Here is a 22,690-nt window from a genome sequence, read left to right as displayed (position 1 = left end):
TAGGGCAGCCTTTGCTAATTCAGGGAGGATTTCGTGGTGCATGCCCCGGCGTGCTCGGAGGACATCCGCGCGGAGGTCGCCGAGCTGCTCGGCGTGGGTGCCGACGCGATTCACCCGGCTAGCAACCTCATCGGCCAGGGCCTGGACTCCATCCGGATGATGACGCTCGCCGGTCGCTGGCGCCGCCAGGGCATCGCCGTCGATTTCGCCGCCCTGGCCGCGGCGCCGACGATCGAGGCCTGGTCCGAGCTGGTGGCGGCGAGCCCGGCGCAACCGGGCGCCGAAGACCCGGGGCCGGCCGTCGACGCCGAGCCGTCCGGGGCGGGCGAGCCCTTTCCGCTGGCTCCGATGCAACACGCGATGTGGGTCGGCCGCCAGGACAACCAGCAGTTCGGGGGCGTGGCCGGGCACCTGTACGTCGAGTTCGACGGCGGCCCGATCGACCCGGACCGCCTGCGCGCGGCGGCCAACCTGCTGGCGCTGCGCCACCCGATGCTGCGGGTGCGGTTCCTGCCCGACGGCACGCAACGCATCGCTCCGGCCGACGAATGCGGGGATTTCCCCGTCACGGTGGAGGACCTGCGCGACCGTCGGGACCTGGTCGAGCCGCGGCTGGCGGCCCTCCGCGAGGCCAAATCGCACCAACAGCTCGACGGCGCGGTGTTCGAGCTCGCGTTGACGCTGCTGCCCGACGGGCGTTCCCGGCTGCATGTCGATCTGGACATGCAGGCCGCCGACGCGATGAGCTATCGCACCCTGATGGCCGACCTGGCCGCCCTCTATCTCGGCCGGGAGCTGCCCGAATTGGGTTACAGCTACCGCGAATACCGCCTGGCCGTCGCGCGCGAGGAGGCGCAACCCCAGCCGCAGCGCGACGCCGACCGGGATTGGTGGGCCGAGCGCATCCCCCGCCTGCCGGACCCGCCGGCGCCGCCGTCGACCGGCGGGCGCGACTCGCACACCAGCACCCGACGCTGGCACTGGCTGGACCCGGCGACCCGCGACGCGCTGTTCGCCCGGGCCCGCGCCCGGGGCATCACCCCGGCGATGACGCTGGCCGCGGCCTTCGCCGACGCGCTGGCCCGCTGGTCCTCGCCGCGGTTCCTGCTGAATGTGCCCCTGTTCGGGCGCCAGGCCCTGCACGCCGACGTCGAGAAGTTGGTCGGCGACTTCACCTCGTCGCTGCTGCTCGATGTCGACCTGGCGGGTGCCGACACCCCGGCGGCGCGGGCCCGCGCGGTGCAGGACGCGATGCGGGACGCCGCGGCGCATTCCTCCTATCCCGGGCTGTCGGTGCTGCGCGATCTCAGCCGGCACCGCGGCACCCAGGTCCTGGCGCCGGTGGTCTTCACCAGCGCGCTGGGCCTCGGGGAACTGTTCAGCGCCGACGTCACAACGCAATTCGGCGCACCCGCCTGGATCATCTCCCAGGGCCCGCAGGTGCTGCTCGATGCGCAGGTCACCGAGTTCGACGGCGGGGTGCTGGTGAACTGGGACGTGCGCGACGGTGTCTTCGCGCCGGGCGTCATCGACGCGATGTTCGCCCACCACATCGACGAACTGCTGCGGTTGGCGTCCAGCGACGACGCCTGGAACGTGGCCGCGCCGGCCGCGCTGCCGGACGGGCAACGCGCGGTGCGCGAGGCGGTCAACGGCCGCAGCGCCGCGCCGAGCGGGGAAGCCCTGCACGACGGGTTCTTTCGGCGGGCCGAGCAACAACCCGACGCGCCCGCCGTGTTCGCGAGCTCCGGTGAACTCACCTACGCGCAGCTGCGCGAGCAGGCGCTGGCGCTGGCCGCGGCGTTGCGGGCGGCCGGGATCGGCGCCGGCGACACCGTCGCGGTGATGGGTCCGAAGACCGCCGAACAGCTGCCGGCGCTGCTGGGCATCCTGGCCGCCGGCGGTGTCTACCTGCCGATCGGCGTCGACCAACCACGCGACCGCGCCGAGCGCATCCTGCAGACCGGTGGCGTGCGGCTGGCTTTGGTGTGCGGCGGGCGGCCGCTGCCGGTGCCGGTGCCGGCGCTGGTGATCGCGGACGTGCTGGGCGCGGCGCCCGCGATTGCCGACTTCGCGGTTGCCAGAACGGATCCCGCCGAGCTCGCCTACGTGTTGTTCACGTCGGGCTCGACCGGGGAGCCCAAGGGCGTCGAGCTGACCCACGACGGCGCCATGAACACGGTCGAATTCCTGACCCGCCACTTCGATATCGGCGCGGCGGATCGGTGCCTGCTTCTCTCGACGCTGGAATGCGACCTGTCGGTGCTCGACATCTTCGCCACCCTGCGGGCCGGCGGCGCGATCGTTGTGGTCGACGAGGCGCAGCGACGCGATCCCGATGCGTGGGCCCGGCTCATCGACGCCCACCAGGTCACGGTGCTCAACTTCCTGCCCGGCTGGCTGGAGATGCTGGCCGAGGTCGAGGCGGGGCGCCTGTCGTCGCTGCGGGTCGTCGCCACCGGCGGCGACTGGGTGCGCCCCGGCCTGGCCCGACGGCTGCAGGCGCGGGCGCCGCGCGTGCGCTTCGCCGGGCTGGGCGGCGCCACCGAGACGGCGGTCCACGCAACCATTTTCGAGGTCGACGCCGACATGCCCGACGACTGGACCGCGGTGCCCTACGGCAAGCCGTTTCCCAACATCGCCTGCCGCGTCGTCGGCGACACCGGCGCCGACTGCCCCGACTGGGTGCCCGGTGAGCTGTGGGTGTCCGGACGCGGCATCGCCCGGGGTTATCGCGGGCGTCCCGAGCTGACCGCCGAGCGCTTCGTCGTCCACGACGGCCGAACCTGGTATCGCACCGGCGATCTGGCGCGCTACTGGCCGGACGGCACCCTCGAGTTCGTCGGCCGCGCCGACCACCGGATCAAGGTCAGCGGGTATCGCGTCGAACTCGGCGAGATCGAGGCCGCGCTGCGCCGGGTTCCCGGTGTGCGCGCGGCCGTGGCCGCCCTGGTGCCCGGCTCCGGCGGCACCGACGTGCTGGCCGCGGCCGTCCGTCTCGACGACGCCGCGCTGACCGCACAGCGGATCCGCGAGCTTCTGGCCGATCTCGTTCCCGCGCACATGGTTCCGCAGCACGTATCGCTGACCGACCGCATCCCGTTCACCGACGGCGGCAAAATCGACCGGCGCGCGGTCGGCCGCCAGCTGGCCGCGGCGGTCGACGCCGGCGACGCGTCCGCGCCCTACCAGGCCCCGCGGACGCGACTGGAACGGGCGCTGCGCCACATCATCGCGGACTTGCTCGACCGTGACGCCGATGCGGTGGGCGTGCACGACGACTTCTTCTCCCTCGGTGGCGATTCCGTGCTGGCGACGCAGGCCGTCGTCGGCATCCGCCAGTGGCTCGACTCGCCGAGCGTGATGGTCGCCGACGTCTTCGCCGCCCGCACCGTCGCAACGCTCGCCCAGCTGCTGACCGGCCGGGAGGCCAACGGCGGCCGGCTCGAGCAGGTGGCCGAGGTGTACCTGGAGATCGCGGACATGTCGAGCGTCGACGTGTTGTCGGCGCTCGACTCCGCGCCCGCGCCGGCGCGACGGGAGTTCAAGCCCTGGGTCAAGCGGTTCACCACCGGCACCGCGCGCGGGTCGGTGGTCGTCTTCCCGCACGCCGGCGGCGCCGCCGCGGCGTACCGGTCGCTGGCTAAGGCGTTGTCGGCCAACGATGTCGACGCATTCGTGGTGCAGTACCCGCAGCGCGCCGACCGGCGGAAGCATCCGGCGGCCGAGAGCATCGATGCGCTGGCGCTGGAGTTGTTCGAGGCCGGCGACTGGAACTCGGCGGCTCCGCTGACCCTGTTCGGCCACTGCATGGGGGCCGTGGTCGCGTTCGAGTTCGCCCGGATCGCCGAACGCAACGGAGTGCCGGTGCGCGTCCTGTGGGCCTCCGCCGGGCAGGCCCCGTCGACGGTGGAAGCGTACGGGCCGCTGCCGACCAGCGACAGCGGGGTGCTGGCGGACATGATCGATCTCGGCGGCACCGATCCGGAGCTGCTGGGCGACGAAGAATTCGTCGAGCTCCTGGTGCAGGCGGTGCAGGCCGACTACCGCGCCCTGAACGCCTACTCGTGCGGCCCGGACGTGCGCATCGCCGCCGACATCCACGCGGTCGGTGGCGATCGCGACCACCGGATCAGCCGGGACACCCTGGCCCACTGGGAAACCCACACATCCGGCCGATTCACGGTGACGGAATTCGAGGGCGGCCACTTCTACCTCGCCGATCACCTCGACGCGGTGGCCCGGATGGTGAGCGCCGATGTCCGATAGCGACCCGGTCGTCATCGTCGGGTTCGCGCTCGAGGCGCCCGGCGGGGTGGAAACCGCCGACGATTTCTGGGCGTTGCTGTCCGAACAGCGGGAGGCGCTGGGCCCGTTCCCCACCGATCGGGGCTGGGCGCTCCGCGAGCTGTTCGACGGGTCCCGGCGGGACGGCTTCAAACCCATCCACGACCTTGGGGGATTCCTCGCCAGCGCAACGACATTCGACCCGGAGTTCTTCGGGATCTCACGACGGGAAGCGACGGCCATGGACCCGCAGCAGCGGGTCGGGCTGCGCGTCGCGTGGCGGAGCGTGGAGAACAGCGGCATCAACCCCGACGACCTGGCCGGTCACGATGTCGGCTGTTATGTCGGCGCCTCCACGTTGGAATACGGCCCCGCCCTTTCCGAATTCTCCGACCACAGTGGGCATTTGATCACCGGGACGTCGCTGGGGGTGATCTCGGGGCGCATCGCCTACACGCTCGACCTGGCCGGGCCGGCGCTGACCATAGACACCGCCTGCTCGTCGGCGCTCGCGGCGTTTCACACGGCGGTGCAGGCGATCCGGGCCGGCGATTGCGACCTTGCGCTCGCCGGCGCCGTGTGTGTGATGGGCACCCCGGGCTATTTCGTCGAGTTCTCCTCGAAACACGCGCTGTCCGATGACGGCCGTTGCCGACCGTACAGCGCGCTCGCCAGCGGAACCGTCTGGGCGGAGGGGGCGGCCATGTTCGTGCTTCAGCGCCGGTCCCGCGCGGTGGCCGACGGGCGCCGCATCCTCGCCGAGGTGCGCGCCAGCTGCCTGAACTCCGACGGGCGCAGCAACGGGCTGATGGCGCCCAGCGGTGACGCGCAACTGCGGCTGTTTCGGCGCGCGATCGCGCAGGCCGGGGTCGAGCCCGCCGACGTCGGGATGGTCGAGGGGCACGCCACCGGAACCCGGCTCGGTGACCGGACGGAACTGTGCGCGTTGGCGGCCAGTTACGGGACCGCGCCGCCCGGGCGGGGACCGTTCTTGGGCTCGGTCAAGTCCAACATCGGTCATGCCCAGGCCGCCGCCGGCGGGCTGGGCCTCGCCAAGGTGATCCTGTCCGCCGAACACGCCGCCGTGGCCCCGACCCTGCACGTCGACGAGCCCAGTCGCGAAATCGACTGGGAGAGTCAGGGTTTGCGGTTGGCCGACAAACTGACGCCGTGGCGCGCCGTCAATGGGTGGCGAACCGCGGCGGTATCCGCGTTCGGGATGAGCGGCACCAATACCCATGTGATCGTCTCGATGCCGGACAACGGGTCGCCGGATGCCCCTTAAACGACTGCCCGACGGTCGCGTCCCGGTGCTGCTCAGCGCGCACGCCGACGAACTCGTTGCCGCGGACGCCGGCGCGATCGCCGACTACCTCGAGCGCCGTCCGGAAACGACCGTGGCCCAGGTGGCCCGTCAGCTGGGCGGGACCCGACGGGTGCGCCGGCACCGTGCGGCGCTGCGCGCCGCGGACCGCCCTGAGCTGATCGGCGGGCTGCGCGCGCTGGCGGCGGGGCGCGAGCATCCGCTGGTCGCCCGGTCGGCGTTGGAGTCGGCCCCGCGGCAGGCCTTCGTGGTTCCCGGTCAGGGTGTCCATTGGGCGGGCATGGGCGCCGCCGCGTACCGGGCGCTTCCGGCCTATCGGGCGGCGGCCGCCGAGTGCGTCGCGGCGTTCGAGGCCGCCGGCCACGCGTCGCCGTTGCGCTACCTGACGGTCGAAGCCGACGCGCAGGCCTTCTCCGAAATCGAGGTGCAGGGCGCGCAATTCGTCCACGCTTTCGCGCTGGCACAGGTTTGGCGGTCGTGCGGCGTCCTTCCCGATCTCACCGTCGGCCAGAGCCTCGGCGAGGTCGCCGCGGCCCTCATCGCCGGCGTCATCACCCTGCAGGACGCCGTGGCTATCGTCTCGGCCCGGGCCGGCGTGGTGGAGCGCCTTCCGGATCGCTACGCGATGGCCACGCTGGGCGTCGGCGCCGAGGCGGCCGGGGCGCTGATCGCGGCGGCGGACGGCTGGGTGGAGCTCTCGGTGGTGCACTCCGCCTCCACCGTGGCGGTGTCGGGCGAACGCGAAGCGGTGCTGGCGATCGCGGACAAGGTTCGCTCCGCCGGTCAGTTCGCCCGCGAGATCACCGCGGGCTTCCCCGGGCACGCCAGCGTGCTCGAGCCGCTCCGCGACGAATTCGCTGCGCGGCTGCCCGCCTCCGAATTCACCGAGGCCCCCGTGCAATTCATCGGCGGCGCCACCGGCGACGTCGTGGCACCCGACGAGCCCTTCGGCGACTACTGGTATGCAAACCTGCGCGACACGGTTCGACTGGACCGCGCGTTCGCGTCGGCAATCCGTTGCGGCGCTGGGTCGTTCATCGAGCTCTCGGCCCACCCGGCGCTGTTGTTCACGATCGGCCAGGTCTTCGAGACCGACCTGCCCGACGGCCCGGCGGTGCTGGTCGGCTCGGCTCACCGCGACGAGCCGGTGATCGAGGCGCTGTCGGCGAACATCGTCACCGCGGCGGTGGCCGACCCGGGCTACCCCTGGTCCGACTACCTGGACGGTCCGGCCCCCGGCGAGGTTGGCCTGCCAGGATTCCCGAACGCGCCGATGCGCGCAATCCCGATGTGGGCCCACCCCGCGCCGCTGCCTGCCGTAGGCGGACCGGCCCCGGGGCCCGAAATCGTGCTGGAGCACTGGGAGCGGGCGGCACCGCCCGCGCCGGCCGCGGGCCCGCCGGCGCCGGTCGCGGTGATCGGGATCGGGGCCGAAACCCCGCTGGCTGGGCCGCTGCGCGCGGCGATCGAGGCCCATCCCGCCGCCGACCTCAGCCCGCCGCGGGACGCGGAGATCGTCGCGGTGATCGCGCCGGTCGTCGACGCCGCAGGCGCCCACCGGGCCGCCGAGGCCCTCGCGGGCCTGGCCGGGGCCGGCCTGCTCGACTACGCGAACGCATTGGGGCCCCGCTGCCACACGGTCTGCCTGGTCACCGTCGCCGCCGATCGCGTCGGCCCGCACGACGCGTCCCCGTCGGCCGCCCATGCGGCGCTGGCCGCGATGCACCGCAGTGCCGGATTCGACCACCCGGAACTGACTTTCACCCACCTGGACCTGCCGTCGTGGGAGCTGACGCCCGCCGCCGTCGACGCGGTGCTGTCCGGCGCCGGCGACGTCGCGCTGCGGGGGCAGGCGTTGTTCGAGCGCTCGTTCCGCGACGCACCCGCCGCCGCGCAATGGCCACTTGACTCCAGCGTCCTCGACGACGTCGTCATCACCGGCGGTGCCGGCGCCATCGGCCTGCACTACGCCCGCCATCTCGCCGAGCGCGGCGCGCGGCGCATCGTCCTCCTGAGCCGCCGCTCCGCGGATCCCGGGCTGCTGAAGGCGTGGGCGACCCGATACGGGACCGAGCTGGTGTCCGCGCCGTGCGACATCACCGACCCGGCCCAATTGGCGCTCACCGCAGCGAAATACGGCATCGACGGCGCGTCGTTGATCGTGCATGCGGCGGGCAGCGCCGGCTTCGGCGGCGCTGCAGGCCTGACGGAGGCCACCCTCGCCGGCGCGTTCGCCGCCAAGGTCGGCGGCCTGGCCCACCTTATCGAACTGTGGCCGGTCCGCCCCGGCGCGCGAACGCTGTTGTGCTCGTCGGTATCCGGGCTGTGGGGCGGACGGGGGCACGCCGCCTACTCGGCGGCCAACCGCCTGCTGGACGTGATGGCCGCCGAGCTGCGCGCCGCGGGCCGACACTGCGTGGCGGTGAGATGGGGCCTGTGGCAACCGCCGCGCGACAGCGAATCGGGCCGGGGCATCGTGGATGCGGCCGAGCTGGAAAACATCGAGCGCTCCGGTCTGCGCCCGATGTCGCCGCGCGACGCGATAGAGGCGAGCCTGCGCGACTGGCCAGACGACCCGCTGGTGTTCTCGGCCGACGCGGCCCGGCTGCGAATCTTCCTGGACGCCAGGCGGTCCGAACACCGCGACAACGCCACGGCGCTGCCGGTCGTCGATGCGGTGCGCGGCCAATTGGCGGCCGTGCTCGGGATCGAGCGGCCGAGCGAATTGCAGCTCGGGGAATCGCTTTTCGATCTGGGCGTCGATTCGATGCTGGCGCTGGACCTGCGCAAGCGCCTCAAACGGATTATCGGCCGGACGGTGCCCCTGGCGACGCTGATGGGCGACATCACCGGCGCCGAACTTGTCGAACAACTCGAGGGCGCCGACGTGCGCTCCGACACAGCACAGAAGGTGGACGTTTCGCGTGACTGACATCGCCGACACCGGCGCCCGGCTCGATGCGGCCCGCCTGGAACTGCTTCGTCGCAGGCTCGCCGACCGCGGCCTCTCGTCCGGCACCGAGGGTCCTGACGAGCCGCCGCCCGCCGACGACCGGCTCTCCGACGGTCAGGCCCGGATGTGGTTCGTGCACCTGGCCGACCCCAGCGGCGCACTGCTCAACGTCTGCGTGTCCTATCGGATCACCGGCGACATCGATCTCGCGCGGCTGCGCGACGCCGTCGACGCGGTCGGCCGTCGGCATCCGATCCTGCGCACCACCTACGCCGTCGGCGACGACGGCACGCCCCGGCCGACGGTGCACGAAGACCTCCGCCCCGGCTGGGCACAGCACGACCTGACCGAGCTGCCCGAACACGCCCGCCGGCTGCGGCTCGAGGTGCTGGCCCAGCGCGAATTCTCCACGCCCTTCGACCTTTCCACCGACGCGCCGCTGCGGATCACCGCCGTACGCACCGCACCCGACGAGCACGTGGTGCTGTTGGTGGCCCACCACATCGCCTGGGACGACGGCTCCTGGCGGGTGTTCTTCGCCGACCTCACCAACGCGTACGAGGGCGCCGAGCTGGCGCCCTACCGCCACACCCCGGTGCCGCCCGCACCCGACACCACCGACGCCGATCTCGACTACTGGCGCGCCGTCATGGCCGACCCGCCGGAACCGCTGGAGCTGCCCGGGCCGGCCGGGACGACCATGCCGACCAACTGGCGGGCCGCCCGCAGCGAGGTACGGCTGTCCGGCGACACCGCGCAACGGGTGATCGCGATGGCGCGCGACACCGGCTGCACCCCATACATGGTGCTGCTTGCCGCCTTCGGCGCCCTCATGCATCGCTATACCCACAGCGACGACTTCCTCGTGGCCGCACCGGTGCTCAATCGCGGCGCCGGAACCGACGACACCATCGGATATTTCGGCAACACCGTGGCGATGCGGCTGCGACCGCGGCCGACGATGAGCTTCCGCGAGCTGCTGAAGGCGACGCGCGACACCGCCACCGGGGCGTTCGCGCACCAACGCGTCGGCCTCGACCGCGCCGTGCGCGAACTGAACCCCGATCGCCGCCACGGCGCGGAACGGATGACCCGGGTCAGCTTCGGGTTCCGCGAGCCGGACGGCGGCGGGTTTAGCCCACCCGGCGTCGAGTGCGAGCGCTACGGCCTGCGCAGCAACCTCACCCAGCTGCCGCTGGGTTTCATGGTCGAATTCGAGAGCACCGGTGTGCTGGTCGAGGCCGAACACCTGCTGGAGATCCTCGAACCCGCGCTGGTGAGCCAGATGCTGCATCACTTCGCCGTGCTGCTGGACGACGCGCTGGCCGAACCGGACATGCCGCTGGCCGGGCTGACGCTGTTGGACGAGGCCGACGCGGCCTGGCTGCGGGAGGTGTCGCACGGCGAGGCGTTCGAGACCGCCCCCAAAACCCTCGCCGAGCTGGTGTCCGAGCAGGCCGCGCGGACCCCGGACGCCGTCGCCCTCGTGTACGAAGGCCGCCGGCTCAGCTACCGCGACGTCAACGAGGCGGCAAACCGGTTGGCGCACTGGCTGATCGAACAGGGGATAGGCAGCGAAGACCGCGTCGCCGTGCTGCTGGACAAGTCGCCCGACCTGGTCGTCACCGCGGTCGGCATCGCCAAGTCCGGTGCGGTGTACGTGCCCGTGGACCCCACCTACCCCCCGGACCGGCTGCGGTTCATCCTCGACGATTGCGACGCGAAGCTGGTGCTGCGCGAGCCGGTGGCCGATCTGGCCGCGTACCGCGCCGAGGACCCCACCGACGCGGACCGGGTGCGGCCGCTGCGGCCGGATAACACCGCGTACCTGATCTACACGTCGGGCACCACCGGACTGCCCAAAGGCGTTGCGGTGCCGCACCGTCCGGTCGCCGAATACTTCGTCTGGTTCCAGGGCGAGTACGCTGTGGACCACACCGACCGGCTGCTGCAGGTCGCCTCCCCGAGCTTCGACGTGTCGATCGCCGAGATCTTCGGCATGCTGGCCTGCGGGGCGCGAATGGTGATCCCGCGCCCCGGGGGACTCAACGACATCGGCTACCTCACCGCCCTGTTGCGCGACGAGGGAATCACGGCAATGCATTTCGTGCCCTCGCTGCTCGGCTTGTTCCTGTCGCTGCCGGGCGTCAACCAGTGGCGGACATTGCAGCGGGTGCCCATCGGCGGCGAACCGCTGCCCGGTGAGGTGGCGGACAAGTTCCACGCCACGTTCGACGCGCTGCTGCACAACTTCTACGGTCCGACCGAAACCGTGATCAACGCCAGCCGGTTCAAGGTCCAGGGCCCACAGGGCACCCGCATCGTGCCCATCGGCCGGCCCAAGATCAACACCACCATGCACCTGCTCGACGATTCGCTGCGACCCGTCCCGGTCGGCGTGATCGGCGAGATCTACCTCGGCGGAACGCATCTGGCGCATGGATACCATCGCCGTGCCCGACTGACCGCGGAGCGATTCGTCGCCGACCCGTTCAATCCCGGCGCCCGGATGTACCGAACCGGGGACCTAGCGCGCCGCAACGCGGACGGCGACGTCGAGTTCGTGGGTCGTGCCGACGAGCAGGTCAAAATCCGCGGTTTCCGGATCGAACTGGGTGATGTCGCCGCGGCCGTCTCGGTCGATCCGACGGTCGGACAGGCGGTCGTGGTGGTCAGCGACCTGCCCGGGCTGGGCAAGAGCCTGGTCGGCTACGTGACGCCCGCTGCGGGAGTGTCCGAGGTGGACACCGACCGCATCCGGGCCCGCGTCGCCGCGGCGTTGCCCGAGTACATGGTGCCGGCGGCATACGTTGTGCTCGAAGAGATTCCGATCACCGCGCACGGCAAGATCGACCGGGCCGCGCTGCCGATCCCGGAGGTGAGTTCCGGCGCGGAGTTCCGCGAACCGGCATCGGCCACCGAGCGGCGCGTCGCCGAACTGTTCGCCGAGCTGCTCGACCGCGACCGGGTCGGCGCCGACGACTCGTTCTTCGACCTGGGCGGCCACTCGCTGCTCGCCACGAAGTTGGTGGCGGCGGTGCGCAACGCGTTCGGCGTCGACATCGGCGTGCGCGAGGTTTTCGAACTGGCGACGGTGGCGCGGCTCGCCGCGCACATCGACGCCACCGATCGGGCCTCGGCGCGGCCCCGGCTGATCGCGCTGAACCACGGCGGACCGGCGCGCCTCTCGTCGTCGCAGCTGCGCAGCTGGTTCACCTATCGCTTCGACGGGCCCAACGCCGTCAACAACATTCCGTTCGCCGCGGCGTTGCGAGGCCCCTGCGACACCGACGCCCTGGCGGCGGCCGTCACCGACGTCGCGGCGCGGCACGAGATCTTGCGCACCACCTACCGCGAGATCGACGGCGTCCCGCACCAGATCGTCCACCCGCCCGGCGAGGTTCCGGTGCGGCGCGCCGCCGGGCCCGACGAGGACTGGCTTCGTGCCGCACTCGACACCGAGCGGCGCCACGTTTTCGACCTGGAGACCGACCCGCCGATCCGGGCGGCAGTGCTGAGCACGCCGGACCGCAACGTCTTGTCCGTTGTCACGCACCACATCGCCGGCGATCACTGGTCCGCCGGAGTGCTGTTCACCGACCTGCTCACCGCCTACCGGGCCCGCAGCGGCGGCCAACCTCCCGAATGGGAACCGCTGCCATTGCAATACGCCGACTACGCCGCGTGGCAGGCGGCGCTGCTGGACGACAGCGCCGGCATCGCCGGACCGCAGCGCGACTACTGGACCCGCCAGCTCGAGGGGCTACCAACCGAAAACGGCCTGCGCCCGGACTTCCCGCGGCCGGCGGCCCTCACCGGCGCCGGCGACGCCGTCGAGTTCGGATTCGGGGCGCCGACCCGCACCAAGCTGGCCACGCTGGCCCGCGAGCTCGGCATCACCGAGTTCATGCTGCTGCAGGCCGCCGTCGCGGTGGTGCTGCACAAGGCCGGCGGCGGCCCGGACGTCCCCCTCGGCACCCCGGTCGCCGGGCGCAACGAATCCGATTTGGATCGCCTGATCGGGTTTTTCATCAACATCTTGGTGCTGCGAAATGACTTGCGCGGCAACCCCACACTGCGCGAGTTGCTGACGCGGACCAGGGACATGGCGCTGGCCGCGTACGCACACCAGGACCTGCCGTTCGACCAGGTGGTCGACGCGGTCAGCCCCGCCCGGTCGCTGTCACGCAACCCGCTGTTCGACGTCGTCGTGCACGTTCGCGAACAGTTGCCACAAGACCGCGTCATCGACAGCGGGCCGGACGGCGACACCACGTTCACCGCGCTGGAGCCGGCCTTCGACGTGGCGCACGCCGACATGTCGGTCAACTTCTTCGCGTCCGACGACGGCTACCGAGGCCACGTCATCTACCGCCCCGAGCTGTACCGGCGCGGTACCGCGGAACGGTTCGCCGAGTGGCTGGTCCGTGTCATCGAGGCGTTCGCCGACCGCCCCGACCAACGGCTGCGCGACGTCGAGATCGCCAATGCGCAAGAAAGGCAGCGCATTCTGGCCCGGTCCCACGCGGGCGACGGCGCGGCGCGGGTATACCTGCTGGACGCCTGGCTGAACCCCGTCCCCGTCGGGGTGGTGGGCGACGTCTACTACGGCGGCGGTCCGGCGGTCATCGGCCGGCTGGAGCGCGCATCGCTCACCGCGACCCGCTTCGTCGCCGATCCCTTTGCCGTCCAATCGGGTTCGAGGCTTTACCGCAGCGGGGAGCGCGGCGTGTGGACCGCGGACGGACAACTGCAGCTGCTGGCCGACGTCGAGCGACCCGCGCCGGCGCGGGCGGCCGCGGTCGCCGATCCCGCCGAACCGCCCCACACCGCCACCGAGCGCGCGCTCGCGGCGATCCTCGCCGACATGCTCGAAGCCAACGAAATCGGGCGGCACGACGAATTTTTCAATCTCGGCGGGGACAGCATCCTCGCGGTGCGGGTCGCCGCGCGGGCCCGCGACGCCGGAATGCCGCTGACCCCGCGGATGATCTTCGAACATCCCGTGCTGCACGAGCTCGCCGCCGCCCTGGACGCCAAGTCGTCGGCCGAAACCGAACCCGAGAACGACGGCTCCCACGCACCGATGAGCGCGTCGGGGCTGTCCGCCGAGGAGCTGGCGGCCCTGACCTCGTCGTGGGGGGATCGGTCGTGACCCGAGCCGACCCGCGGCCGGCCATCGAGGATGTGATGGCGCTCAGCCCCCTGCAGCAGGGGCTTTTCTCGATGGCGACGCTGGCCTCCGAAGAGGAGCCGGGCGCCGACCCGTACGTCATCGCGATGGCCGCCGACGTGGAGGGCGCGCTGGACGTCGCGCTGTTGCGCGAGTGCGCCGCGGCCCTGCTGACCCGGCACCCCAACCTGCGGGCAAGCTTCGTCCACGGCGACCTGAGCCGGCCGGTCCAGGTGGTGCCCCGCAGCGCCGAGGTGCCCTGGCGGTGTGTGCGCGCCGAGCCCGACGAGGTCGAGGCGCTGGAAGCCGAAGAGCGCCAAAGCCGTTTCGACGTGGGTCGCGGACCGCTGATCCGCTTCCTGCTCATCGAATTGCCGGAGCAACGGTGGCATCTGGTCATCGTCGCGCACCACATCGTCATCGACGGCTGGTCGCTGCCGCTTCTGGTGTCCGAACTGCTTGCCCTGTACCGGGCCGGGGGAGACGCCGCCGCGCTGCCGCCACCGCCGCGGCCGTACCGCGACTACATCGGGTGGCTGGCCGCCCGGGACCAGGCGGCCAGCCGCGCCTTGTGGGCCCAGCACCTCCAGGGCGTAAATGGGCCCACCCTGCTCTCGCCGGCGCTGACCGCCACCCCGCCGCTGGCGGGCGTACCGCGCCGCACCACGGTGCGCCTCGACCCCGAGGCCACCGCCGCGCTGGCCGACGCCGCGCGCGCCCGCGGCGTCACGCTCAACACGCTGGTCCAGATGGCCTGGGCGACAATAGTGTCGGTCTACACCGACCGCGACGACGTGACGTTCGGCGTGACAGTATCCGGCCGGCCCGGCGAATTGTCCGGAGTCGAGACGATGGTCGGCATGTTCATCAACACCGTGCCGCTGCGGGTGCGGCTGAAACCCCGCGCGGCGACCGGGGCGCAATGCCTTGCGCTGCAACGTGAATCCGCCGCGCTGCGCGACCACAGCTATCTGGGGCACGCCGAGCTCCGCGCCATCGCCGGTGTCGGTGAGATGTTCGACACCCTGCTGGTGTACGAAAACTTCCCCCCCGGCGAGGTCGTGGGCGCCACCGAATTCGTGGCAAACGGGGCGACGTTCCGGCCGGTGGCGCTGGAGAGCGTGTCGCATTTCCCCGTGACCATCGCCGCCCACCTGAGCGCCGGCGCGCTCACGGTGCTGGTGGAGGTGCTCGACGGTGCGCTGGGCGCGATGGCGCCCGAAGACCTCGGCAGGCGGCTCATCGCGGTGGCGCAACGGTTGGTGGACAAGTGGGACCGGCCCCTGCGCGAGATCGACGTCCTGCTCGACGGCGAGCGCGCAACGGTCGTTCCGCGCCCGCCGCAGACCGTCGCGCCGATGGTCGCGGTGCACGACCGGCTCGCCCAAATCGCCGCGGCGCAACCCGATTCGCCGGCGGTGAGCTGGGCCGACGGGCGCCTGACCTACCGCGAGCTCGACGCGCTTGCCGACGGGCTGGCGGCCGCGCTGCAGCGGGCCGGCGTGGGCGGCGAGACCCCGGTGGCGATCCTGCTGCCCCGCGGCCCGAACTACGTCGCCGCGATGCTGGCGATCCTCAGAGCCGGCGGCATGATCGTGCCGCTGGACCCCGGCATGCCGGACGAGCGGATCGCCGAGATCCTGCGCCAGGCGTCGGCTCCGATCGTCGTCGACGACGAATTCGTCGCGAATTCCGTTGCCGAAAGCGCCCATTGCGGGGCGGTCGCGGTGCCGCCGGACCACGCCGCCTACGCGGTCTTCACCTCGGGCACCACCGGAGCACCGAAGGGCGTCATCGGTACGCACCGGGCGCTTGCGGCGTACGCCGACGACCACATCGAGCGCGTCCTTCGGCCGGCCGCCGCGCGACTCGGGCGGCCGCTGCGCATCGCGCACGCCTGGTCGTTCACCTTCGACGCGGCGTGGCAGCCGTTGGCGGCCCTGCTCGACGGCCACTCGGTGCACATCGTCGACGACGAGCACCAGCGCGACGCCGAAACGCTGGTCGACGTGATCGACCGCTTCGATTTGGACATGATCGATACCACGCCGTCAATGTTCGGCCAGCTGCACAACGCGGGTCTGCTGCGGCGGGTGCCGCTGGCGGTTCTCGCGCTCGGCGGCGAGGCGCTCGGTGTCGCCGCGTGGCGCGCCATCCAAACCGAATGCGCCCGAACGGCGATGACCGCATTCAACTGCTACGGACCCACCGAAACCACGGTCGAGGCCGTCGTCGCGGCCATCGGCGAGCACGCCCGGCCGTCCATCGGCCGTCCGACCCGGACCACCCGCGCCTACGTCCTGGACGCCTGGCTGCGGCCGGTTCCCGACGGCGCCGCCGGCCAGTTGTACCTGGCGGGCGATCAGCTGACCCGCGGCTACCTGGGGCGGGCGGCCGAAACCGCGACCCGTTTCGTCGCCGAGCCGGACGGCCGCGGCGGCCGGATGTACCGCACCGGAGATGTGGTGCGCCGCATGCCCGACGGCGGCCTGGAGTTCCTCGGGCGCAGCGACGACCAGCTCAAGATCCGCGGATTCCGTGTCGAGCCCGGCGAGATCGCGGCGGTGCTCTGCGGCCACGACGGCGTGCGCGGCGCCCACGTGATGGCTCATCACCACGCCAACGGGCCCCGGCTCACCGCGTATGTGGCGGTCGGGCCCGCCGGGCCGGCCGTGGCCGAACTGCGCTCGATGCTGATCGAGCGGCTGCCGCGCTACCTGGTCCCTCATCACATCGTCGTCCTGGACGAGTTGCCGCTGACCCCGCACGGCAAGATCGATGAAAAGGCCTTGGTGGCAACCGATATCGCCGATGGTCCGGCCGTCCCGCCCGATACGCCGACCGAGGCGGCCCTGGCCCAGGCCTTCACCGACGTCTTGGGCGGCGCCGTCGTCGACGTCACCGCGGGCTTTCTGGAACTGGGCCTGGACAGCATCTCGGCCCTGTCGGTCGTGCAGGCCGCCCGCCGTCGCGGCCTCGCGCTGCGCGCCCGGTCGATGGTGGAGTGCGACACCATCCGCGAACTCGCCGCGGCGATCGACGCCGACGCCGCCCGGCACACGGCCTCGGACGGCGCGGCCGAGTTCGGCGAACCGATCCCGGTTTTGCCCAACGTTCACTGGCTCTACGAGCACGGCGATGCCCGACGGCTCGCGCAGACCGAAGTCATCAGGCTGCCCGACACGATCACCCGAGACGGTCTACAGGCGCTGCTGCGCGCGGTCATCGACGCGCACGAGGTGTTGCGATGCCGGCTGGACCGCGACGCGATGACGCTTGTCGCACAACCGGAAGTCGACATCCTCAGCGAGGCATGGGTCAGCGGCGAGCCGACCAACGACGTCGCCAAGCATGTCCTCACGGCGCTGGAGAGCCTCGACCCGCAGGCCGGTCGGCTGCTGTCCGCGGTGTGGCTGCGCCGACCGGACGAGCCGGGCGTGCTGGTGTTGACGGCCCACGTGCTGGCGATGGACCCCGCCTCGTGGCGCATCGTGCTGGGCGAGCTCGATGCCGGCCTGCACGCCCTGGCCGCGGGACGCGCGCCCACGCCGGCCCGCGAGCACACCACCTACCGGCAGTGGTCACGCCTGCTGGCGGAACGCGCCAAAACGCTGAGCACCGAAGCCTTTTGGGCCGCCGAACTGCAGGGCGACGACCCGCCGCTGGGCGCCCGCAGGCTGCGGCCGCGCACCGACCGCGCCGGCGACCTGGCGATCAGCGTCTCGGCCTGCGGGACCGAGCTCACCGGGCGGCTGCCCTCGGCGGCCCAGCCGATGGGCGAGCTGCTGATCACCGCGGCCGCGCGCACGGTGACCGCGTGGCGGCGGCGGCGCGGTCAGGACACCCCGGCGCCGTTGTTGGCGCTGGAGACGCACGGCCGCACCGATTTTGGGATCGACACCGACACCGGCGACACCGTCGGGCTGCTCAGCGCGATCTACCCGTTGCGCATCCACGCCGACGGCCCCACCGACCTGGCCCGGATCCCCGGCAGCGGCATCGATTACGGCCTGCTGCGTTACCTGCGGCCCGATACGCGACTGCGCGAACTGCCCGAACCCCAACTGCTGCTCAACTACCTCGGCAACCTCCATGTCGGCGTCGGGGACCTCGAACTCGACCGCGAGCTGATGGCCGAGGTCGGCCGGGCGCCCGAGCCCGAACAAGCGGTGCGCCACGAACTGACCGTGGTGGCGGGCATCCTCGGGACCGGCGCCGCCCGCGTGCTGGCCACCCAGTGGCGGGCGCTGCCGGGCATCCTGGACGAGGCGGAAATCGCAGAGCTGCAAGCACTTTGGACCGAGACCCTGCGGGAGATGGCGGAATGAGCACACTTGCGGTCCTGGGCGCCGGAGCCAAGGCGGTGGCCGTCGCGGCCAAGGCATCGGTGCTGCGCGACATGGGGGTCGAGGTGCCCGACGTGATCGCGGTCGAACGCATCGGGGTGGCGGCCAACTGGCAGGCCAGCGGCGGATGGACCGACGGCGCCCACCGGCTGGGCACCAGCCCGGAAAAAGACGTCGGGTTCCCGTACCGCTCGTCGCTGGTGCCGCGGCGCAACGCCGAACTCGACGAGCGGATGACCCGCTACAGCTGGCACTCGTATCTGATCGCCACCGCGTCGTTCGCCGAATGGATCGACCGCGGCCGGCCGGCGCCGACCCATCGCCGATGGAGCCAGTACCTGGGCTGGGTCGCCGACCAGGTCGGCCTGAACGTGGTGCGCGGCGAGGTCGAACGGCTGGCCGTCAGCGGCGACCGCTGGGCCCTGCAGACCCACGAAACCACCGTGCATGCCGACGCCCTGATGATCACCGGACCCGGCCAGGCCGAGAAGTCGTTGCTTCCCGGCAACCCGCGTGTGCTGTCGATCGCCCAGTTCTGGGACCGCGCCGCGGCCGACGACCGGATCAGCGCCGCGCGGGTGGCGGTGATCGGCGGCGGCGAGACGGCCGCGTCGATGCTCAACGAGCTGTTCCGGCACCGCGTTTCCAGCATCACCGTCATCTCCCCGCAGGCGACGCTGTTCACCCGCGGCGAGGGGTTCTTCGAGAACTCGCTGTTCTCCGACCCCACCGACTGGACCGACCTGACCCTGGACGAGCGCCGCGACGCGCTGGCGCGCACCGACCGCGGCGTGTTCTCGGCGAACGTGCAGGAGGCACTGCTGGCCGACGACCGCATCCACCACCTGCGCGGCCGGGTCGCCCACGCCGTGGGCCGGGACGGGCAGATCCGGTTGACCCTGTCCACCAACCGGGGCAGCGAGAACCTCGAGACCGTGCACGGGTTCGATCTGGTCATCGACGGCTCCGGCGCCGACCCGCTGTGGTTCACCTCGCTGTTCGGCCAGGACGCGCTGGACTTGCTTGAACTCGGGCTGGGCGGGCCGCTGACCGCTGACAGCCTGCAGGAGGCGATCGGCTACGACCTGGCCGTCTCCGACGTGACCCCAAAGCTGTTCCTGCCCAATCTGTCCGGACTGACCCAGGGCCCCGGCTTCCCCAACCTGAGCTGCCTCGGATTGCTGTCCGACCGGGTGCTGGGCGGCACCGGGGTTATCGCGGGTGCTGGAACCCGACGAACGACGAGGAGAAGCGATGAGCACCAACCCCTTCGATGACGACGGCGGCGCCTTCTACGTGCTGATCAACGGCGAGGAGCAGCACAGCCTGTGGCCCGCGTTCGCCGAAATCCCGGCCGGCTGGCGCGCGGTACACGGCGCAGCGAGCCGGACGGAGTGCCTGGATTACGTCGAAGAAAACTGGGTCGACCTGCGCCCCACGACCCTTCGCGAGGCCATGGCGGGCGACTGAGCGCCGGTAGCGTGCCCGTACCGTGACCCGCCCGAGACCAAGAACAGAAGGCGCCGGGGGCAGAATCACAACTCTTACCACCAGGGGGAGGACCTGACCATGAGAACGAAACCCGTGAAATCCTTGGCCGTCGGCGCGATAGCCATGGGCGCGGCGGCCTTCGGCGTGCCGCCCGCCGCCGCCGCGCCACCGCAGGATCCGCCGCCGGCGCCGGGACTGCCCAGCCCGGAGCAGCTGTCCAACCTGTGCACCCAGGCCACCGATCCCGGCGTGTCGTACACGACCAAGGCCAACCTGGTGCAAAACGGCATCGCTCCCGATGAGGGCCATGTGGCCGACCATGACCTGCGGAAGGCGTACCGCAACGGAAACTTCCCGGAGACGTTCGCCGTGACGAACATTGCGCCGGCCGGTCCGAACATGGCCCAGGCCGACGTCGCCATCTCGGGACCGAGGTTCGCCGGGCCGGTCGAAAAGCACCTCGCGTTCGTCAACGAGGGCGGCAACTGGATACTGCAGCACGACGCCGCGATCGCCCTGATACAGGCGGCGACCGCGACGAACTAGCGAAGCCGGGCAGCCTGTGCACCGACACAGCGGGCGCACAGGCTGCTCACATCGCGCGGCCGTAACGTCACCGTGCGCAGACACGAAACAACAGTCGGAAGACGCACACCGGCACGGTCCTCGACGCGTGCCCACCTGAGGGGGAACCATGAAAAACGTCAAATTCTTGGCGGTCGGCGCGGCAGCGCTGGGTGTCATCGGGGGAGCGGCCGCCGGCATCACGTCCATCGCGGCGCCGACTGAGCCGGCCTCGGTGCGGCTGATTGCGGTCGGCGCGCCGTTGCCGCAGGATCCGCCGCAGGCGGTCAACGTGCCGACGGCCGACCAGTTGACCGGCGTGCTGAACAGCCTCGCCGACCCCAGCGTTTCGTTCTCCAACAAGAGCAACCTGGTCGAAGGCGGAATCAGCGGGATCGAAGCGCACGTCGCCGACAAGAAGCTGCAGAAAGCGGCCAAGAACGGCGACCTGCCGCTGTCGTTCGGCGTGAGCAACATCCAACCGGCCGCGGCCGGGTCCGCGACGGCCGACGTGGCGGTCTCGGGGCCCAAGCTGACGTCGCCGGTCACCCAGAACGTCACGTTCGTCAACCAGGGCGGCTGGGTGCTGTCGCGCGCCTCGGCGATGGAGCTGCTGCAGGCCGCCGGTCAGTGACCGGGGCGCACGCCGCGCAGGTCTAGTTTGGCGATCCGGTTCGGGTCGGCCAGCACGTCGATGCTGGCCACCCGCCCGTCGCGCACCACGAAACCCATGATCGCGGTGGGCCGCCCGCCGACGAACACGACCGCGCCGGCGGCGCCGTTGACGATGGCCGGGCGCACCTCGCGTTCGGGTTCCGCGTAGCCGCGGGCCAGCTTGGCCACCGACGCCGCACCCTCGGCGCGGAACACGTTGGCGCCCTTGCCGAAATCGCCGCGCAGGACGACGCCGGGATCCAGCACCGACACCAGCCGGTCGAAGTCGCCAGCGCGGCCCGCCGCGAAGAAGGCGTCGACGGCCTCGCGTTGCGCGGCGACGCCGCCGTCGGGGGCCGGATCCGCCTCCTCGATGCGCCGGCGCGCCCGGCTGGCCAGCTTGCGCGTCGCCTCCGGGGTCCGCTCGACGATGGGCGCGATCTCGTCGAACGGGACGGCGAACACGTCGTGCAGCACGAAGGCCAGCCGCTCAGCCGGCGGCAGGGTATCCAGCACCACGAACAGCGCCAGCCCCACCGCGTCGGCCAGCATCGCCCGGTGTTCGGGATCGAATTCGCCCTCGGCGTCGACGATCGGGTCCGGCAGGCGCCCGACCGGCTCCTCACGCCCGCGCCCGTGCCGGTCGCGCAACGCGTTCAGGCAGATGCGGGCCACCACGGTGGTCAGCCAGGCGTCGAGGTTCGCGATGCTTTCCGCGCCCCTGCCGTTGCCCAGTCGCAGCCACGCCTCCTGTACGGCGTCCTGGGCGTCGTCGACCGACCCCAGCATGCGATAGGCCAGGGCGCCCAGCCTCGGCCGCGCCGCCTCGAAGCGGGCGGACAACGACGCGTCCGCCGCCGTCACGCGCGACCGGTCTCGGGCAGGGCGCACACCCGGTTGGCGGAGAATCCGGACGAGCCGATGTCGAGCGCGATATTGAACCGGGCGCGCATGTTGCCCAGGTTGATCACGTGGGTGAGCGCGACGAGTTGCGGCGTGTCGAAGTGGGCCCGCAGCGCGTCGAATAGCTCATCGGTCACCTCGACCGGGGTGCGGCTGATCGCCGTGGCGTATTCCAGGATCAGCTTGTCGAGCTCCGAGAAGCACGCGGCGTTTCGGTAGTCGGCCATCCCGAGCAGCTCCTCGTCGGTGATTCCCCACTGGCGCGCGATCTGTGAACCCAGGTCGATGCAGTACTCGCAGCCCACGGTCGTCGCCGACTTCAACTCGGCCAGCGCGCGGTGGCGGGGGCTGAGGATGTCCAGCTTCGACTCCGCCTGCTCCAGCTTGCCGTAGGCGTTGAGCAACCGCGGGATGTGCGCGTACATGCGCAACGGTTCCAGCATCCCCGCCGTTTCCAGGCCGGCCATCTGCGAAAGCTTGCGCTTGGTGAAGAAGAAGGCGATCTTGGCGCCCAGGCCGGCGTCGCGGTCCGAGACTCCTTGCAGCCGAGGCATGGCGGTCCTCCTTGAATGTCGTCCTCATTAGGTCGACACCCGGCGACGCCCGAACGTGACCGAGCTACGTCTGCTGGCTCAGCGGCATGTCCATGTCGAATATCCGGGCGTGCAGCACGGTGCGATTCCGCAGCGCGGCGCGCACCGCGCGGTGCAGCCCGTCCTCGAGGTAGGTGATCCCCCTCCACCGCACCGCGTGCGGGAAAAGGTCGCCGTAGAAGGTGGAGTCCTCCGACAGCAGGCGGTCCAGCGCCAGCACGGTCGTCGTCGTGACCAATTCGTCGAGCCGGATCTGCTGGGGCGGTATTTGGGACCAGTCCCTGTAGGACAGCCCGTGCTCCGGATACGGCTTGCCCTCGCGCACGCCCTTGAAAATCATTGGCGGGCCTTCTTCGACGTCCGCGAAGCGTCGCTTCGGCCCGACCGGTACATGCTGGACAG

Annotated in this window: 12 protein-coding genes; 9 read left to right on the top strand and 3 right to left on the bottom strand. The window is 71.5% G+C overall.

The window, feature by feature from the left end:
* The first annotated feature begins 33 nt into the window (after positions 1 to 33).
* From A5655_RS22280 to A5655_RS22240, 9 genes are all read left to right on the top strand, one after another.
* Complete coding sequence (locus A5655_RS22280; protein WP_067013814.1) at positions 34 to 4,269, top strand: non-ribosomal peptide synthetase; 4,236 nt, start codon at positions 34 to 36, stop codon at positions 4,267 to 4,269.
* Positions 4,259 to 5,572, top strand: coding sequence for a polyketide synthase (locus A5655_RS22275; protein WP_067013812.1), 1,314 nt, complete (start codon positions 4,259 to 4,261; stop codon positions 5,570 to 5,572). Before A5655_RS22280 ends, A5655_RS22275 begins: the two co-directional genes overlap by 11 nt.
* Positions 5,562 to 8,543, top strand: a complete 2,982-nt coding sequence (mbtD, locus tag A5655_RS22270) for a mycobactin polyketide synthase MbtD (RefSeq protein ID WP_067013810.1) — start codon at positions 5,562 to 5,564, stop codon at positions 8,541 to 8,543. The genes A5655_RS22275 and mbtD overlap by 11 nt, the downstream gene beginning before the upstream one ends.
* Positions 8,536 to 13,719, top strand: a complete 5,184-nt coding sequence (locus A5655_RS22265) for a non-ribosomal peptide synthetase (protein ID WP_067013808.1) — start codon at positions 8,536 to 8,538, stop codon at positions 13,717 to 13,719. The genes mbtD and A5655_RS22265 overlap by 8 nt, the downstream gene beginning before the upstream one ends.
* On the top strand, positions 13,716 to 18,065 hold the full coding sequence (locus tag A5655_RS22260; RefSeq protein WP_197508769.1) for a non-ribosomal peptide synthetase: 4,350 nt from the start codon (positions 13,716 to 13,718) through the stop codon (positions 18,063 to 18,065). Before A5655_RS22265 ends, A5655_RS22260 begins: the two co-directional genes overlap by 4 nt.
* Positions 18,062 to 19,360, top strand: a complete 1,299-nt coding sequence (gene mbtG / locus A5655_RS22255; RefSeq protein WP_067013806.1) for an NADPH-dependent L-lysine N(6)-monooxygenase MbtG — start codon at positions 18,062 to 18,064, stop codon at positions 19,358 to 19,360. The genes A5655_RS22260 and mbtG overlap by 4 nt, the downstream gene beginning before the upstream one ends.
* Positions 19,338 to 19,553 carry an MbtH family protein gene (locus tag A5655_RS22250; RefSeq protein WP_067013804.1) on the top strand — a complete coding sequence of 72 codons (216 nt, stop codon included), beginning with the start codon at positions 19,338 to 19,340 and terminating at the stop codon, positions 19,551 to 19,553. Before mbtG ends, A5655_RS22250 begins: the two co-directional genes overlap by 23 nt.
* A gap of 99 nt (positions 19,554 to 19,652) precedes the next feature.
* Positions 19,653 to 20,120, top strand: a complete 468-nt coding sequence (locus tag A5655_RS22245; protein WP_067013802.1) for a hypothetical protein — start codon at positions 19,653 to 19,655, stop codon at positions 20,118 to 20,120.
* Positions 20,121 to 20,268: 148 nt separating this feature from the next.
* Positions 20,269 to 20,772 carry a hypothetical protein gene (locus A5655_RS22240; RefSeq protein ID WP_067013800.1) on the top strand — a complete coding sequence of 168 codons (504 nt, stop codon included), beginning with the start codon at positions 20,269 to 20,271 and terminating at the stop codon, positions 20,770 to 20,772.
* On the opposite strand, the gene A5655_RS22235 is transcribed toward A5655_RS22240, so the two are convergent.
* From A5655_RS22235 to A5655_RS22225, 3 genes are all read right to left on the bottom strand, one after another.
* Positions 20,766 to 21,656 carry a sigma-70 family RNA polymerase sigma factor gene (locus A5655_RS22235; protein WP_067013852.1) on the bottom strand — a complete coding sequence of 297 codons (891 nt, stop codon included), beginning with the start codon at positions 21,654 to 21,656 and terminating at the stop codon, positions 20,766 to 20,768. The two genes, A5655_RS22240 and A5655_RS22235, sit on opposite strands and share 7 nt — an antisense overlap.
* Positions 21,653 to 22,249 (bottom strand): carboxymuconolactone decarboxylase family protein, encoded by a 597-nt coding sequence (locus A5655_RS22230; RefSeq protein WP_067013798.1) that lies wholly within the window; start codon positions 22,247 to 22,249, stop codon positions 21,653 to 21,655. Before A5655_RS22230 ends, A5655_RS22235 begins: the two co-directional genes overlap by 4 nt.
* A gap of 64 nt (positions 22,250 to 22,313) precedes the next feature.
* Positions 22,314 to 22,628: a type II toxin-antitoxin system VapB family antitoxin gene (locus A5655_RS22225; RefSeq protein ID WP_067013796.1), complete on the bottom strand. Its 315-nt coding sequence runs from the start codon at positions 22,626 to 22,628 to the stop codon at positions 22,314 to 22,316.
* Positions 22,629 to 22,690 lie beyond the last annotated feature (62 nt).

Origin of the sequence: Mycobacterium sp. 1081908.1 (genome assembly GCF_001673535.1) — a bacterium.
Taxonomy (GTDB): Bacteria; Actinomycetota; Actinomycetes; order Mycobacteriales; family Mycobacteriaceae; genus Mycobacterium.
Note: the sequence above shows the minus strand (reverse complement) of the source record. Positions and strands in the feature narration are given on the sequence as shown.